This window comes from Herbaspirillum sp. C7C8 (assembly GCF_022627875.1).
In the GTDB taxonomy this organism is placed as follows: domain Bacteria; phylum Pseudomonadota; class Gammaproteobacteria; order Burkholderiales; family Burkholderiaceae_D; genus Herbaspirillum.
Genome location: NZ_JABXGG010000034.1, coordinates 1 through 16,487 on the forward strand (window position 1 = coordinate 1; position 16,487 = coordinate 16,487).

Annotated in this window: 11 protein-coding genes; 5 read left to right on the forward strand and 6 right to left on the reverse strand. The window is 62.9% G+C overall.

Features of this window, described 5'->3' with window-relative positions; genetic code table 11:
• Positions 1–171: 171 nt before the first annotated feature.
• Positions 172–1,083, reverse strand: coding sequence for a LysR family transcriptional regulator (locus HWE01_RS22135; protein ID WP_008330739.1), 912 nt, complete (start codon positions 1,081–1,083; stop codon positions 172–174).
• 161 nt (positions 1,084–1,244) lie between these two features.
• On the opposite strand from HWE01_RS22135, the gene gcl reads away from it, so the two are divergent.
• The 4 genes from gcl (at position 1,245) to pyk (ending at position 6,284) form a co-directional block, all read left to right on the forward strand.
• On the forward strand, positions 1,245–3,020 hold the full coding sequence (gene gcl, locus HWE01_RS22140) for a glyoxylate carboligase (protein ID WP_175345122.1): 1,776 nt from the start codon (positions 1,245–1,247) through the stop codon (positions 3,018–3,020).
• 17 nt (positions 3,021–3,037) lie between these two features.
• Positions 3,038–3,826: a hydroxypyruvate isomerase gene (gene hyi / locus HWE01_RS22145; protein WP_241822907.1), complete on the forward strand. Its 789-nt coding sequence runs from the start codon at positions 3,038–3,040 to the stop codon at positions 3,824–3,826.
• A gap of 42 nt (positions 3,827–3,868) precedes the next feature.
• Positions 3,869–4,759, forward strand: a complete 891-nt coding sequence (locus tag HWE01_RS22150; protein ID WP_008330733.1) for a 2-hydroxy-3-oxopropionate reductase — start codon at positions 3,869–3,871, stop codon at positions 4,757–4,759.
• A 106-nt stretch (positions 4,760–4,865) separates the two neighbouring features.
• Positions 4,866–6,284 (forward strand): pyruvate kinase, encoded by a 1,419-nt coding sequence (gene pyk / locus HWE01_RS22155; protein ID WP_241822908.1) that lies wholly within the window; start codon positions 4,866–4,868, stop codon positions 6,282–6,284.
• Between the two features lie 103 nt (positions 6,285–6,387).
• Here pyk and HWE01_RS22910 read toward each other — a convergent pair whose 3' ends face one another.
• From HWE01_RS22910 to HWE01_RS22185, 5 genes are all read right to left on the reverse strand, one after another.
• Positions 6,388–7,935, reverse strand: coding sequence for a methyl-accepting chemotaxis protein (locus HWE01_RS22910; RefSeq protein ID WP_008330725.1), 1,548 nt, complete (start codon positions 7,933–7,935; stop codon positions 6,388–6,390).
• 23 nt (positions 7,936–7,958) lie between these two features.
• Positions 7,959–9,335 carry an 8-oxoguanine deaminase gene (locus HWE01_RS22170; RefSeq protein WP_241822909.1) on the reverse strand — a complete coding sequence of 459 codons (1,377 nt, stop codon included), beginning with the start codon at positions 9,333–9,335 and terminating at the stop codon, positions 7,959–7,961.
• Between the two features lie 649 nt (positions 9,336–9,984).
• Positions 9,985–11,748: an allantoate amidohydrolase gene (locus HWE01_RS22175; RefSeq protein ID WP_241822910.1), complete on the reverse strand. Its 1,764-nt coding sequence runs from the start codon at positions 11,746–11,748 to the stop codon at positions 9,985–9,987.
• 255 nt (positions 11,749–12,003) lie between these two features.
• The gene (locus tag HWE01_RS22180; protein WP_175345140.1) at positions 12,004–13,398 is read right to left on the reverse strand and encodes a nucleobase:cation symporter-2 family protein; all 1,395 of its coding nucleotides are present in this window, start codon (positions 13,396–13,398) and stop codon (positions 12,004–12,006) included.
• Positions 13,399–13,681: 283 nt separating this feature from the next.
• Positions 13,682–14,626 carry a LysR family transcriptional regulator gene (locus HWE01_RS22185; RefSeq protein WP_175345141.1) on the reverse strand — a complete coding sequence of 315 codons (945 nt, stop codon included), beginning with the start codon at positions 14,624–14,626 and terminating at the stop codon, positions 13,682–13,684.
• A gap of 507 nt (positions 14,627–15,133) precedes the next feature.
• Here HWE01_RS22185 and HWE01_RS22190 point away from each other — a divergent pair.
• On the forward strand, positions 15,134–16,369 hold the full coding sequence (locus HWE01_RS22190; RefSeq protein WP_175345142.1) for a urate hydroxylase PuuD: 1,236 nt from the start codon (positions 15,134–15,136) through the stop codon (positions 16,367–16,369).
• The last annotated feature ends 118 nt before the right edge of the window (positions 16,370–16,487 follow it).

A 16,487-nucleotide genomic window follows, 5' to 3' on the forward strand; every position in this document is an offset into this window, starting at 1 on the left:
TCGCCTCCGGCCTCGGTCGTGCTCGCCTGCGGCATCGCCCTTTTTTGCTCGCCTCCGGCCTCGGTCGTGCTCGCCTGCGGCATCGCCCTTTTTTGCTCGCCTCCGGCCTCGGTCGTGCTCGCCTGTGGCATCGCCCTTTTTTCTCGCCTGCGGCTTCGTCACCGCCGTCTTTCATCGCCTCCCGTTCCAATAATCCTGCTGCCCATACACTTCCTTCAGATAATCAATGAAGAACCGCGTCTTCGCCGGTAAATGCCGCTGCTGCGGATACACCGCCATGATGTCGTAGTGCGGCAAGGCATACTCGTCGAGCACCGTCACCAACTCCCCCGAGGCCAACTGCGCCTGGATCTCCCAGGTCGAGCGCCACGCCAGCCCCAAGCCCTCGCCAGCCCAGCGATGCAGCAATTCGCCATCATTGCAATCCAGATTGCCCTGCACCTTGATGATCACCGGCTTGCCGTTTTGCTGGAAATACCAGCCGCGCTGCTGCCCACCCTGCAAGTTGAACGCCAGGCAGTTGTGCTGCGCCAGATCATCCAGTGTCCTCGGTACTCCGTAACGATGCAGATACTCCGGCGCCGCACATACCACACGCCGGTTGCTGGCCAGGCGTACCGCCACGAAGCTGGGTTCGATGGCGCCACCAATGCGGATGCCCAGGTCATAGCCCTCACGAACCAGATCCACCACGCGGTCCGTCAGGTTGAAGGAAATCTGTACCTCCGGATGCGCAGCCAGAAAGGCCGGGGCATGCGGCGCGACATGCAGGCGCCCATACGCGGCCGGCGTCGAGACCACCAGGTGGCCAGTCGCCTTGTGCCGCCCCTCGGCTATGCTCTTCTCGGCCGTGTCCATCTGCTCCAGCAACTTGCGGCAATGATCCAGAAATACGCTGCCCTGCTCGGTCAACGTCAGGTGCCGCGTCGTGCGGTGCATCAGCTTGGTGCCCAGGCGCCTCTCCAGTGCATCGATGCGGCGCCCCATCATCACCGGGGTGACCTTCTCCTCCAGTGCCGCCGCCGCCAGGCTGCCCTTGTCTACCACCAGTACGAAAGCTTCAATCTGCTTGAGTTTGTCCATCAATCCCTCCCGGCCTGAGTGTAATTCAATACTTTTTGGATGTTTCCATACTTTTGCTCAGTAATCAGTGGACTCCGATGATACTTATCATTCGGATTTGTAATGACTAGCATGGGCTCCAGCGATCACACATCCACCAACGGACATCCTGGAGAACGAGCATGGCAAAGATGAGAGCAGTCGACGCGGCAGTGCAGGTATTGGTCAGGGAAGGCTGTCTGCAAGCCTTCGGCGTGCCGGGCGCAGCGATCAATCCCTTCTACGCAGCCCTGAAGAAACACGGCGGCATCAAGCACATCCTGGCCCGTCACGTGGAGGGCGCTTCCCACATGGCCGAGGGCTATACCCGCGCCAAGGCCGGCAACATCGGGTTGTGCATCGGTACCTCCGGCCCTGCGGGGACCGACATGATCACCGGGCTCTATTCTGCCCAGGCCGATTCCATCCCCATCCTCTGCGTCACCGGCCAGGCACCGCGCGCCCGGCTCTACAAGGAAGACTTCCAGGCCGTCGACATCGAATCCATCGCCAAGCCCGTCACCAAATGGGCCGTGACCGTGCGCGAGCCAGCCCAGGTGCCACGCGTGTTCCAGCAAGCCTTCCACCTGATGCGCTCAGGCCGCCCCGGGCCAGTGTTGATCGACCTGCCCTTCGACGTGCAGATGGCCGAGATCGATTTCGATCCCGATACCTACGCGCCGCTGCCGGTCTATCGTCCGGCCGCTACCCGCGCCCAGATCGAAAAGGCGCTGGAGATGCTCAACGCCGCCCAACGCCCGCTGCTCACCATCGGTGGCGGCGTGGTCAATGCCGATGCCGCCGCACTGGCGGTGCAGTTCGCCGAACTGACCGGCGTGCCGGTCATCCCCACGCTCATGGCCTGGGGCGCGATCCCCGACGATCACCCGCAGATGGCCGGCATGGTCGGTCTGCAGACCAGCCATCGCTACGGCAATGCCACGCTGCTGGCCTCGGACTTCGTGCTGGGCATCGGCAACCGCTGGGCCAATCGCCATACCGGCTCCATCGATGTCTTTACCAAGGGCCGCACCTTCGTCCACGTGGATATCGAACCGACCCAGATCGGTCGCGTCTTCGGGCCGGATTACGGCATCGTCAGCGATGCCGGTGCGGCGCTGGCGCTGTTCGTGGAAGTGGCCACGCAATGGAAGGCAGAAGGGCGATTGCCCGATCGTTCGGCGTGGCTGGCCCAATGCCAGCAACGCAAGAAGAGCCTGCAACGTCGCACCCATTTCAATGACACGCCCGTCAAGCCCCAGCGCGTGTATGAAGAAATGAATCGCGCCTTCGGTCGCGATACCTGCTACGTGGCCACCATCGGTTTGTCGCAGATCGCCGCAGCGCAGTTTCTGCACGTCTATCGCGATCGCCACTGGATCAACTGCGGCCAGGCCGGGCCGCTGGGCTGGACCATTCCCGCCGCGCTGGGGGTGGTGGCGGCCGATCCGCAGAAGAAGGTGGTGGCCATTTCGGGCGACTATGACTTCCAGTTCATGATCGAGGAACTGGCCGTGGGCGCGCAGTTCAGGCTGCCGTATCTGCACGTGCTGGTCAACAATTCCTACCTCGGCCTGATCCGCCAGGCACAGCGCGGCTTCGAGATGGACTACTGCGTGCAGCTGGCCTTCGAGAACATCAATGCACCCGAGCTCAACGGCTATGGCGTGGACCACGTGGCCGTGGTCGAGGGCCTGGGCTGCAAGGCCATCCGCGTCACCGATCCCAATGCCATCCAGGATGCCTTTGCCCAGGCCCGGCGCTGGATGGCCGAGTACCGCGTACCGGTAGTGGTGGAAATCATCCTGGAACGCGTCACCAATATCGCCATGGGCACCGAGATCGATGCCATCAATGAATTCGAACCCCTGGCCGAGCACGCCGACGATGCGCCCACCGCCATCAGCCTGCTGGACTAACAACAAAGGAGCCAAGCATGACCAGACTCGCCGCCAATCTCACCATGCTGTTTACCGAACAGCCTTTCCTTGACCGTTTCGCGGCGGCCTCGCAGGCCGGTTTCCGCGCGGTGGAATTCCTGTTCCCCTATGCTTTCGACCCGGAACAGATCGCCACCCAATTGCGCACGCATCGTCTGCAACTGGTGCTGCACAACCTGCCCGCCGGCAACTGGGACGCCGGTGAACGCGGCATCGCCTGCCACCCCGACCGCGTAGCCGAGTTCCGCGCCGGGGTCGATGAAGCGATCCGCTATGCCCGCGCTCTGGAGGTGTCGCAGCTCAACTGCCTGGTCGGCATCCTGCCGCCGGGCGTCTCGCGCGAAGCGGCGCGCGAGGTGCTGGTCGGCAACCTGAAATACGCCGCCGCGTGCCTGAAGGAGCAAGGCATTCGTCTGCTCATCGAGCCGATCAATCACTTCGATATTCCGGGTTTCTTCCTCAATACGACGCGCCAGGCGGTGGAACTGATCCTGGCCACCGGCTCGGACAATCTCTTCGTGCAATACGACATCTATCACATGCAGCGCATGGAGGGCGAGCTGGCCAATACGATCAAGGCCAACCTCTCCCTGATCGGTCACGTACAACTGGCCGACAACCCCGGACGCGGTGAGCCCGGCACTGGCGAGATCAATTACCGCTACCTGTTCGGCTGGCTGGAGGACATCGGCTATCGCGGCTGGATCGGCTGCGAATACAAACCGCAGGCCGGGACCATGGCAGGACTGGGCTGGATCGCGCAACACGGATTGCAGACGGCCTGAACACTTGACAGCAGGATTTCATCTTTCTTGAGGAGACACAGCATGGCAAAAGTTGGATTCATTGGCCTGGGCATCATGGGCGCGCCCATGGCAGAGAACCTGCAGAAGGGCGGTCACAAGCTCTACCTGCACGACCAGAAAAATCCCCCCGCCTCCTTGCTGGAGGGCGGTGCCACTGTCTGCACGTCAGGTGCGGAAGTGGCGCGGCGCGCCGACATCGTCATTGTCATGGTGCCGGACACCCCGCACGTAGAGGCCGTCTTGTTCGCCGAGAAGGGCGTGGCCGAGGGGCTGTCACCGGGCAAGATCGTAGTGGACATGAGTTCCATCTCGCCCATCGCCACCAAGGAGTTTGCCAAGAAGATCAATGCCCTGGGCTGCCAGTATCTGGATGCGCCGGTCTCGGGCGGCGAGGTCGGCGCAAAGGCGGCTTCGCTGACCATCATGGTCGGCGGTTCGGAATCGGCCTTCAACGACGTCAGGCCGCTGTTCGAACTGATGGGCAAGAACATCACCTTGGTCGGTGGCAATGGCGACGGGCAGACCACCAAGGTCGCCAACCAGATCATCGTCGCTCTGAACATCCAGGCCGTGGCCGAGGCTCTGCTGTTCGCCTCCAAGGCCGGGGCCGATCCGGCGCGGGTGCGGCAGGCGTTGATGGGGGGCTTTGCGTCCTCGCGGATTCTGGAGGTGCATGGCGAGCGCATGGTCAAGCGTACCTTCGCGCCGGGCTTCCGTATCGAGCTGCACCAGAAGGATCTGAACCTGGCCCTGCAAGGGGCCAAGGCGCTGGGCATCAGCTTGCCCAATACCGCGGTGGCCCAGGAACTGATGAATGCCTGCGCGGCCAATGGACTGGCGGGGATGGATCACTCGGCGCTGTGTCGGGCGGTGGAGATGCTGTCCAACCACGAAATTGCCAAGGCATCCTGACCGGACGCCATCATCCCCAAGAGGGCTTGCCATTGGCAAGCCCTCATCGCTTGCACCATTACGCATGTCGACCACGTCATCACAACCAGCATTACGGGAGATTCCTATGCGCCGCCTGCGCCAGGCAAAAATCGTCGCCACCCTGGGTCCCTCCAGCGCCACGCCGGAGATGATCCGCGCGCTCTTCGAGGCCGGGGCCGATGTGTTCCGCTTCAATTTCAGTCACGGCAGCCACGCCGATCATCACGCGCGTTACCAGATCGTGCGCCAGGTGGAGCGCGAAGTCGGCCGCCCCATCGGCGTGCTGGCCGACCTGCAGGGACCCAAGCTGCGCATCGGCCAGTTCGACGGGGGCAGGGCGGTGCTGCAGGCCGGCCAGATGTTCACGCTCGACCGGGATGCCTCACCAGGCGACCAGCACCGCGTCTGCCTGCCCCATCCGGAACTGTTCGAGGCGATTGAAGCGGGACAAAGCCTGCTCATCGATGACGGCAAGCTGCGCCTGCAGGTGGAAGCCAGCGATGGTGATTCCATTCGCACGCGCGTGGTCAATGGCGGCGTGGTCTCCGACCGCAAGGGTGTCAATGTGCCCGATGCGGTCTTGCCGATTCCTGCGCTGACCGCCAAGGACCGCCGCGATCTGGACTTCGCGTTGGAGATGGGGGCGGACTGGATCGCGCTGTCCTTCGTGCAGCGCCCCGAAGATGTGCTGGAGGCACGTGCACTGGTGGTAGGGCGTGCGGCCATCCTCTCCAAGCTGGAGAAACCGGCCGCGCTGGAGCGGCTCGACGAGATCGTGGCGGTGTCCGACGCCATCATGGTGGCGCGCGGCGACCTCGGTGTGGAGCTGCCGCCGGAGTGCGTGCCGGGCACGCAAAAGCGCATCCTGCGCGCCTGCCGCCAGCACGGCAAGCCCATCGTGATCGCCACGCAAATGCTGGAATCGATGATTGCGGCACCGGTGCCCACGCGCGCGGAAGTGTCGGATGTGGCCAGTGCCATCTATGATGGATCGGATGCGGTGATGCTCTCGGCCGAATCGGCCCAGGGTGACTATCCGCTGCAGGCGGTGAGCATGATGGATCGGGTGATTGTGCAGGTCGAGCAGGATCCGCTGTATCGCACGCTGATGCAGGCGCAATATACGTCGCCGCAGAACAACCGGCCTGATGCGATCTGCGCGGCTCTGCGTGATGTGACGGGCATCCTTGGCGCGACGGCCACGGTGACTTACACCAGCTCCGGTCATACCAGTCTGCGCGCCGCGCGTGAGCGTCCGGCGGCACCGATCCTGAGCATCACGCCGCAGCTGGCGACGGCACGTCGGCTGGCCTTGGTGTGGGGGGTACATTGCACCATCAGCGAAGCCGTGCATGACGAACGGCAGATGGTGAGTGCGGCGTGTCAGGCCGCAGTGCGGGAAGGGTTTGCGCGCACGGGCGATCAGATCGCCATCACCGCGGGCATGCCCTTCGGGCAGCCGGGCAGTACCAATCTGTTGCGGGTGGCGGAGGTGTGGGGCTGATTTGAGCGTATGTGGCGCCCTCGCGAGACGTCGAAAACGTGATAAAGCCGTTCAGTGTTTCACTGAACGGCTTTATTTCTTCTGCGGCTGCTACGGCCCACCCTCACGCGTCCAGCCTGAATACCCCCACCGCTTCCCGCAACTGTGCGGCCTGGTCGCGCATGGCCTGGGCGGCAGCAGCAGCCTCTTCCACCAACGCCGCATTCTGCTGGGTCGCTTCATCCATGAGTGTGATGGCATGGTGGATCTCTTCGATGCCACCACTCTGCTCACGGCTGGCCGTGCTGATGTCGGTGATGATGGCATTGACCCGCTGCACGCTGGCGACCACCTGCTGCATGGTGCTGCCCGCCTCTTGCACCAGTGTGGCGCCGCTGTCGATCTTGCCGACCGAATCATGGATCAGTGCCTTGATTTCCCTGGCAGCGGTCGCACTGCGTTGCGCCAGCGAGCGCACTTCGGAAGCCACCACCGCGAAGCCGCGCCCCTGTTCGCCCGCACGTGCTGCTTCCACGGCGGCATTCAGGGCCAGGATATTGGTCTGGAAGGCAATGCCATCAATCACGCCGATGATGTCCACGATCTGGCGCGATGAGGCATTGATGTCGGCCATCGTCCTGACTACTTGCTCTACCACGTCGCCGCCCTGTACCGCGATGCGCGCTGCGTTGCCTGCCAGCGCTGTAGCCTCGCTGGCGTTGTGGGCGTTCTGTCTGACGGTGGAGCTCAGTTCTTCCATGGCCGAGGCGGTCTCTTCGATCGAGCCCGCCTGTTGCTCGGTGCGTGCCGAGAGGTCGAGATTGCCGCTGGCGATTTCACCGGCAGCGTGGTTGATCGCTTCCGTACCATGGCGCACCCGGCCGACGATGTTGCGCAGGTTGTCGTTCATCAGTTTGAGGGCCATCATCAGTTCCCCTGTCTCATCTCGCGATCTCGCCTCCACACGCGCCGACAAGTCGCCTTGTGCTACCCGGCGCGCCACCGTGACGGCATGGACCAGCGGCCGCGCGATGCTGCGCGAGACCAGCCATGCCACTACCGCCGCCAGCAGCAGGGCGACCAGCGCCAGGGCGTTGATGATGTGGCGGGCGCTGGCGGAATCCTGCGTGGCGGTTTCACCAGCGGCATCCATCAGGCCGCCCTGGTAGTCGAACATGGCGTCGAGCGCGATGAAGTACTTGATCTGTACCGGCATGAATTGTCGGGGCAGGTACTGCTTGGCGTCTTCTACCTGTCCGGCCAGGGCCAGGGCCATGAGCTTGTCGCGCGCCGGCACGTAGGCCTGGCGCGCAGCGATGGCCGCCTCGACGTAGCGTCGGTCTTCTTCGGTACGCGCCACTTCCTTGAGTTTGTCCAGGAACGCGTTCATCTTGCGGTCCGCTGCAGTGGCGTCGGCAGCCAGGGCCTTGATGCGTTCCGGATCGTCGGTCAGCAGGATGTCGCGAATGTCGAGCGCGATCTTGTTGACCTGGATCTGTACCGTGTTGGCCATGACTGTCTTGGGATAACGGTCCTTGACGATCAGACCGATGCCATCAGCCAGCCGTCCCAGTTGCAGGTTGCCCAGTACGGCAATGGCCAGCAGCAGCGCCATGACCGCGCCGAAACCCAGCGCCAGTCGCGCGCCTATTTTCATGTCCGTGATACGCATATAGTTCCGTCCCTCTGGCAATGTCAGCGCGCTGCCTGCGCCAGTTCCAGCGAAAGATGATTGTGCCGCTCCAGCACCGCCCCCAGGTCAATGGTGGTGAGCTGTCCCTCGCGCACGATCACGCGGCCGTTGATGATGCTGGTGTCCACGTTGGCGGGTGTGCAGAAAACCAGTGCGGCCACCGGATCATGGAGCGCGCCGGCAAAGGCGATCTGGCGCGTGTCGAACATGACGACGTCGGCGGACATGCCGGGCTTGAGTGCACCGATGTCGTCGCGATTCAATACCTTGGCACCACCCAGGGTGGCCACTTCCAGCGCCTGGCGCGCGGTCATGGCGTCGGGCCCAAAGCCCACCCGCTGCAGCAGCATGGCCTGGCGGACTTCGCCCAGCATGTGGGCGCTGTCGTTGGAGGCGCTGCCGTCCACGCCCAGGCCGACCGGCACGCCTGCGTCCAGCATCTTGCGGATGGGGGCGATGCCGGAGGCCAGTCGCATGTTGGAACAGGGGCAGTGCGCCACGCCCGTGCCCGTGCGGGCGAACAGGTCGATGCCATGGTCGTCCAGTTGCACGCAGTGGGCGTGCCAGACGTCGTGGCCGACCCAGCCGCAGTCTTCTGCATATTCCGCGGGCGTCATGTTGAATTTCTCGCGGCTGTAGGCGATGTCGTTGACGTTTTCGGCCAGGTGCGTGTGCAGCGAGACGCCGTAATGACGCGCCAGGTCGGCGGCTTGGCGCATCAGGTCGCGCGAGACCGAAAAGGGCGAACAGGGGGCGACCACGATGCGCTGCATGGCGTGGCGCTGGCCGTCGTGGTAGGTCTCGATGAGGCGTTGCGTGTCCTTGAGGATGGACGGCTCTTCTTCGACCACACGATCCGGCGGCAAGCCGCCCTTGGACTGACCTACGCTCATGGCCCCTCGCGCTCCGTGGAAACGCATGCCGATCTGGGCAGCCGCCTCCAGGCTGTCGTCCAGGCGGGTCTGGTTGGGGTAGATGTAGAGGTGGTCGCTGCTGGTGGTACAGCCCGAGAGGATCAGCTCGGCCATGGCGGTCAGCGTCGATACGCGGATCATCTCCGGCGTCAGGCCAGCCCAGATCGGATACAGATTGGTCAGCCAGTTGAACAGTTCGCCATTCTGCGCGCTGGGAATGGCGCGGGTCAGGCTCTGGTACATGTGGTGGTGCGTGTTGATCAGGCCAGGGATGACCACGTGGTGGCTGGCATCAATGATCTCGTCGGCCTCTTGCGGAAGATCTTCGGTCTTGCCGACCTGCTCGATGACGTTGTTCCTGATGTAGAGCGCGCCATCGGCGATCTCTTCACGGCCTTCGTTCATGGTGACCAGGACGCGTGCGTTCCTGATCAACAGCGTCTTGCCTGTTGCTTGCTCTTGCATGGTTGGACTCCTTCTTGGCTTCCTTGTTGATGTGATTGAATGCGGGTCGGCGCAGGTGACAGGGGGGAGTCCCTTTCTTGCCCTATTAACGACTGCGACGGGTGGGGTTGTTGGGAGGGTTTAGGTCCGTTTAATGCTGTTTCTGGTTAGCGTTAAGAGTTGCTTAATGCTGGTGTTTTGCTGTTTTGCTGTTTTGTGTTTTGTGTTTTGGGTAGTCTGCACGGAATTTCTTCCTGCGCTCTAGCTCAACGCCTATCTTTCTCCGGTCGGGAGAACGCGCCGGGAGCGGCCCGGCAGCCGCTCACTTTTCTTGTCTCGCCAAGAAAAGTAAGCAAAAGAAGGCGACCCCAAAGAGCCAGCCCTCCTGCGGAGGGTCCCCGTCGCAGCGAAGCGAAAAGTGGGAAGAATAGAGTCGCTTCGCTCCGACTATTCTTCTGATCCACTTTTCGCCCCGCTGCGACGGCTGGCTCTATGGGGACCGTCCACTCGGGCTCGCCTTCGGCATCGCCATTGTCTTCCTCGCCTTCGGCATCGCATTTGTCTTCCTCGCCTGCGGCTTCGTGCGGTCAGGTGCTCAAACTCCCGTTCGGACTGAGTAGCGGCACCGCCGCGTATCGAAGACGCACCGCCGGTTAAATCATATAAATCATTAGCGCTTCGCCTCAAAGCTGCGCAGGAAATCCAGCAAAATCTGCCCCGAGACCTCCGCATCATCCGCCGTCATCGTCTCCAACGGATTGTGGCTGATGCCGCCATTGCCACAACGCGTAAACAACATGCAGACATCCGTCAGCTTCGCAATCGCCATCGCATCATGCCCCGCTCCGGAAGCCAACTCGAACGGCGTCACCCCCGCACGCTCCGTCGCGGCGCGCAACTGATCCATCAGCCACGGCGCACACGGCGCAGCCGGGGCGCTCAAGGTCTCTTCGAGCTTGAAGTCAATGCTGCGGCGAGCACAAATCTCTTCGATCTTGCCCAGGATGTCCTTCACCGCCGCAATACGCACCCCATCCTCGGCCGCACGAATGTCCAGCGACAACTGGCACGCGCCCGGAATCACATTCGTCGACCCGCGCGGTACCTGCAACTGCCCCACCGTGCCCACCAGCGCGGCATGCTGGTCCTGCGAACAACGCTGCTCCACAGCCAGGATGATCTCCGCCGCCGCGGCGGCCGCATCCTTGCGCATGTCCATCGGCGTGGTGCCGGCATGGCTGGCTACACCCTTCAATTCCACCAGATAGCGCGAGCTGCCCGCAATCGAGGTGACGATGCCTACCGGCAAATCACGATTGAGCAACACCGGTCCCTGCTCGATGTGCACCTCCACATAGCCCAGGATGTCGGCCGGGTCGCGCGCGATCTGCGGGATGGCCGCGACATCATGACCCGCCCTGGTGATGACCTCGCGCATGCTGATGCCATCCTTGTCCTGCAACTCCAGCAGCTTCATGTCGAAATGGCCGGTCACCGCATTGCTGCCCAGGAAGGTGCTCTTGAAACGCACACCTTCTTCTTCCGAAAAACCGATCACCTCAAAATGGAAAGGCAAGGTCTCGCCACGTTCATGCAAATGCTTCACCACGGCGATGGGCAGCAGGATGCCCTCGCGTCCATCGTATTTGCCCCCATTGCGCACCGTGTCGTAGTGCGAGCCGGTCAGCAGGGTCTTGGCCTGCGGATCCGTGGAAAGATATCGCCCCACCACGTTGCCGACCGCATCGATATGCACGTGCATGCCGGCCTCGCGCATCCATTGCGCAATCTGCTCTGCCGTGCGCTGGTGCGTTTCGGTGAGATAGGTGCAGGTCAGCGCTCCTTCGTCTTCGGACAAGGCGCCGATCTCTTCTGCCCACTGCATCACCATCGCGCCCATCGCCGGACGATAGCCCAGCAGGTCGTTGATGCGCATCTCGGCAATGCGGCCGATCTGGCGCAGGGCTTCACGCAATTCGTCTTCCGGCTGGTTGCGCAGGCGGCGGGCAAAGGTGGCGATGATCTGCTGGCGCGTGAGGCCCGCACCGGTGGGGCCCTTCACCGCAAGGATGAAAGGGAAGCCGAACTTTGCGTTGTAGTCGGCATTGAGTTGTTGCAGGCGGGCAAATTCTTCCGGGGTGCACAGATTCAATCCGGCCTTGGCCTGCTCTCCCGTAGATTCGGCGGTCAGCTCGCCGGCAATGGCGGCGCGGCCAGCCAGTTCGGGGTGGGCCCGGATCAGGCCCAGCTGCTCGGCGCGGCTGGCGTCGGTCACGACCTTGTGCAAGGCCAGCTTGAAGGCAGTCAGATTGCGGAAAGGACGCTGCAGCGCAGCCCGCTCGGGAATCCAGGGAGAGTGCTCGTAAATGCCGTGCAGGGCGGCGATGAAGGCCGAAGTCTCGGCTGCGTTCAGTTGTTCCAGTGTCGTCGTCATGTGCTGGCCGGTCGGCGCGCCGCCGGCTCCCTCGCTGTGTTCATGGGTGATGCCGCAAGTCCGCGCCAATACTCCCATCTGAAAATCAGGATTGTCGGTGCCGATTGTTGTCTGCGGCTGTCGTCTCACGCTCTGCGCCCAAGCCCGCCCGGTGCGGTCTGCGGCGCAGATGAGACTTTAAAACATCTTGGCCCGGATGGCATCAACGGTTTCATCTGGGCGCTATGCACGGCGGCATATCTCGGCGGCCGCGTTTCAGTGGTCCGAGCTCTGCGCCGCCGCCACCGCATAGCGGGCCACGTCCTCTTCGCTGCCACGGCCATTGAAGAACAGGTTCAGACCGACCGCCATGGCCGAGGCCAGCAGGATGCCGCTGTGGAAGATGGTGCCCAGCAGATGCGGCATCTTGTCGAAGAAGGTCGGGGCGACGATGGGGATCATGCCCACGCCAATGCTGATGGCCACGATGAAAAGATTGTTGCGGTTGCCGTGGAAATCGACCTTGGAGAGGATCTTGATGCCGGTCGCTGCCACCATGCCGAACATCACGATGCCGGCCCCGCCCAGCACGAATTGCGGAATCGATGCGGCCACGTGCGCCATCTTGGGGAACAGGCCGAAGGCAATCAGGATCACCCCGGCTGCCACGCAGACGAAACGGCTGCGAATTCCCGTCACGCCGACCAGCCCGACGTTCTGCGAGAAGGAGGTATAGGGGAAGGTATTGAACAGTCCCCCGATCACCGTGCCCAGGCCATCCACGCGCAAGCCGCTGGCCAGGGTGCGGTCGTCGATGCGGCGGCCGACGATGTCGCCCAGTGCCATGAACATGCCGGTCGATTCGATCATGGTCACGATCATCACCAGGCACATGCTGATGATGGAGGCGATGTCGAATTGCGGCAGCCCATAGTGAAAGGGCTGGATGAAGGCGAACCAGTCCGCCGCATCCAGCCCGTCAAAGCTGATCTTGCCGAGGGCAAAGGCAATCACGAACCCGACCACCATGCCCATGAGCACCGAAATGTTGGAGATGAATCCCCGTGTGTACTTGGTGATGAGCAGGATCGAGACCAGCACCACCGCCGCAATCGAGAGCGACAGCGGCGAGCCGTAGTCGGGATTGGGGACCTTCACGAAGACCCCGTCGACCAGCTTGCCGATCACCGGTTGCCCACCCGCCGCCCAGTTGATGCCCACGCCCATGAGCGAGACCCCGATGACGGTGATGACGGTGCCCGTCACCACCGGCGGGAAGTAGCGCATCAGCTTGCTCATGTAGGGAGAGGCAAGGATACAAAAGACGCCGGACGCAATCACGGCCCCATAGATGTGCAGGATGTTCAGTTGCGGGTCGTTGGCCATGGCGACCATCGGCCCCACGGCGGCGAAGGTCACGCCCATCATCACCGGCATGCGGATGCCGAACTTCCAGATGCCGGCACTCTGGATGATGGTCACCAGGCCGCAGCAGAACAGGTCGGCACTGATGAGATAGGCAATCTCGGACTTGGGCAGGTTCAGCGCGCCGCCGATGATGAGCGGCACGGCAATGGCGCCGGCATACATCACCAGCACATGCTGCATGCCGAGGGCAAAGAGCTTGAATAGCGGTAGGCGTTCATCCACCGGATGGCGAGCGGCTTGCATGGGGTTGTCTCCTGGTATTTTTTTATCGATGGAACCTGGCATGTGACCGCGCCCGTATTGTGTCTCCGTGTTGCCAGGAGGGCGTGCCTTGCCGCTTGAAGGTGGTTCCGGCCCAGTACCGTGTTCCGCGTCTTGGTGCTGTCTTTGTGCGGATACCGGCCTGTTGCTGGCGATACTAATGCAATCCGGTCAGTGCGATATATAAGTCCCGGCATACCGGCAGGCGCGCCGCCGATATATGCCGGACCGCCCGTTTCCTTTGCCGCAGCGGCCCGGCACCGGTTCAGGCGCGGCCCTGCGCCATCATCTTGGCCGCCGCGCTGACCTGGGCGCGCAGCCATTTGTGCTCGGTCGCCTGATGCACCCGCTCATGCCACAGCTGGTAAAAACGCAGGGGCGGGAACTTGATCGGCACCGTGTAGCTTTTCAGGCCCAGGAGCTTTTCGTAGAAGCTGGCGAACTGCTGGCCTGCTGTGAGCACCAGGTCGGTTTGCGCCACCATGTAGGGCAGCATGCGGAAGTGCGCCGATTCCACCACCACGTTGCGATGCAGGTTCTGCTTTTCCAGGAAGGTGTCGATGGTGCCGTGGTAGCCGGGCAGGATCTGCGAGGGCGCTGCATGCGGCAGCGAGAGATAGTCCTCGATGCGCATGGCATCGCGCGCGGTGCGCTTGGCATAGGCGCAGTCGGCGCGCATCAGGCAGACGATGGGATCATCGAACAGCTTGGAGAGATGCAGGTGCGCGGGCGGCTCGTCCCAGTTGGCAATGACCAGATCCAGCTCGCCGTCGGAGAGCAGGCGCACGTAATCGGTATCCGGACCCAGCGCATGGATGACGATGCGGCTGCGCGGCGACTCGCGGCGCAGGCGGGCGATCACTTCGGTGAAGAAGGGCGTGTTCATGTAGTCCGGCGCGGCAATGTGGAAGGTGCGCTCCTCCTCTTGTGGTACGAAGGCGGTCTTGGGCACGAACAGGCGTTCGGTCTCGTCGAGGATGCGCTTGGCCGGTTTCAACAGGCTCTCGCCATGCTGGGTCGGGACCATGCCGCGCGCACCGCGCACCAGCAGCGGGTCACCGGTGAGTTCGCGCAGCTTGCGCAGGGAGGCCGAGATGGAGGGCTGCGGCTGGTTCAGTTTCAAGGCCACCCGCGAGACGTTTTTCTCGCACAGCAGGAGATAAAGAATGCGGATGAGGTGGATGTCGAGATGGTCAGGCAGCCTGGACATGGGAATGTCTCCGGGGTCTTGTGGTGCGGGACAGGTGACGGTTTTTCGTTCACTCTGGGGCGGCTGCATCGGGGCAGGCGCATTATCGTTGTCGTTTGCCCAGACCGGCTCGGGCGGCGGCCTGGCGGGATGCGAGCGCAAGCGTCCCACATCCAGGGGGCATTTTTGTATATCGTCATTCGTATGTCAAATATACGTTGATGACCATGTTTTGTGCAGTCCCCGCGTTTATCGTTCGTGCAACCGTCCCGCATCAGCAGGGCGGCCAAAAAAACAGATGGCACCAGCCATCGGGTCGTAGCGGCAGCACGACGGGAGACCAGCCACGGCGTCATCAGGACGCCTGCGCTTCCCGGCGCGCGGGAAGCCTTCACTCCACTCATCCAGTTGCAGCCCTGGTACACGCAGGGCGAGGGGAAGACTTTCATGGCGGCCCATTCCTGAGGCAATGCCTCGCCTGTCCGGAGTAGGTCGCGGTGGCGGACAGCAATCCTGCGTGGGGAAGACATGGAAGCACTCCTGGTTTCATATGGCATCGACTGGGCCAATCTGCTGGTCCGCTGGCTGCATCTGATCACGGGCATCGCCTGGATCGGTGCCTCGTTCTATTTCGTCTGGCTGGACAACTCCATCCGCCCGCCCAAGCCGGGCAGCGATCTGGAGAAGAAGGGCGTCTCCGGTGAACTGTGGGCGGTGCACGGCGGTGGTTTCTACAATCCGCAAAAGTATCTGGTGGCCCCGGCCGAACTGCCCGAGGAATTGCACTGGTTCAAGTGGGAAGCCTATGCCACCTGGATCACCGGCGTGGCCATGCTGTTCATCGTGTATTACTTCAATGCCTCGGCCATGATGGTGGACAAGTCGGTGGCCAACCTCACCGGTCCGCAAGCAGTGGGCGTGGGCATCGGTACGCTGGTGCTGGGCTGGATCGTCTACGACCTGCTGTGCAAGTCGCCACTGGGCAAGCGCGAAGGGCTGCTGGGGCTGGTGATGTTCGTCTTCATCGTGGCGGTGGCCTATCTGCTCACGCACCTGCTGTCGGGCCGCGCGGCCTATATCCACGTGGGCGCGATGATCGGCACCATCATGGTCGGCAATGTGCTCATGGTCATCATCCCGGGGCAGCGCAAGCTGGTGGAGGCAATGAAGGCGGGCCGCTCGCCGGATCCCGTCCATGGTCGCAAGGGCAAGCAGCGCAGCGTGCACAACAACTACTTCACCTTGCCCATTCTGTTCATCATGATCAGCAACCACTATGCGATGACCTATACGCACGCCCACAGCTGGCTGGTGCTGGCGGCGATCATGGCGGCCGGTGTGCTGATTCGTCACTTCTTCAATTTGCGACACAAGGGCCGCGTGGTGGTGGCCTATCCCATCGCCGGCGTGGCCCTGTTGCTGGGCGTGGCGGTGGCGATTGCGCCGCGTCCGGTGACGCCCCTGGCGGCACCTGCTGCTGCGGGTGCGGCACCGGTCGCTGCCGCCGCACCGGACTTCGCCCGCATCCAGGCCATCATTACCCAGCGTTGCGCCAGCTGCCATTCGGACAAGCCGACCCAGGCCGGCTTTGCCACCGCCCCGGCGGGGATGATGTTGCAGACGCCTGAGCTGATCCGTCAGCACGCGGCCAAGATCTTCCAGCGCGCCGTCCAGACCAAGGATATGCCGCTGGCCAACATGACCCAGATGACCGATGCGGAACGCGCTGAAGTCGCCGCCTGGTTCCAGGCCGGGGCCAAGTAATCGCACACGATCATGTCAGAGAGAACTCATCACATGCACACCATCACCATCGACGGCTTCAACCTCACCGCCGCGCAAGTCCTCAGCGTGGCCCGCGCCCCGCACCTGAAGGTTGCAC

Bases quoted from the DNA above. Each gene is read 5' to 3' on its own strand.
- HWE01_RS22150 (WP_008330733.1), top strand. From the start codon at position 3,869: ATGGCAAAAGTTGGATTCATTGGCCTGGGCATCATGGGCGCGCCCATG.
- hyi (WP_241822907.1), top strand. From the start codon at position 3,038: ATGACCAGACTCGCCGCCAATCTCACCATGCTGTTTACCGAACAGCCT.
- HWE01_RS22910 (WP_008330725.1), bottom strand. From the start codon at position 7,935: ATGCGTATCACGGACATGAAAATAGGCGCGCGACTGGCGCTGGGTTTC.
- HWE01_RS22175 (WP_241822910.1), bottom strand. From the start codon at position 11,748: ATGACGACGACACTGGAACAACTGAACGCAGCCGAGACTTCGGCCTTC.
- HWE01_RS22170 (WP_241822909.1), bottom strand. From the start codon at position 9,335: ATGCAAGAGCAAGCAACAGGCAAGACGCTGTTGATCAGGAACGCACGC.
- HWE01_RS22180 (WP_175345140.1), bottom strand. From the start codon at position 13,398: ATGCAAGCCGCTCGCCATCCGGTGGATGAACGCCTACCGCTATTCAAG.
- HWE01_RS22190 (WP_175345142.1), top strand. From the start codon at position 15,134: ATGGAAGCACTCCTGGTTTCATATGGCATCGACTGGGCCAATCTGCTG.
- gcl (WP_175345122.1), top strand. From the start codon at position 1,245: ATGGCAAAGATGAGAGCAGTCGACGCGGCAGTGCAGGTATTGGTCAGG.
- pyk (WP_241822908.1), top strand. From the start codon at position 4,866: ATGCGCCGCCTGCGCCAGGCAAAAATCGTCGCCACCCTGGGTCCCTCC.
- HWE01_RS22185 (WP_175345141.1), bottom strand. From the start codon at position 14,626: ATGTCCAGGCTGCCTGACCATCTCGACATCCACCTCATCCGCATTCTT.
- HWE01_RS22135 (WP_008330739.1), bottom strand. From the start codon at position 1,083: ATGGACAAACTCAAGCAGATTGAAGCTTTCGTACTGGTGGTAGACAAG.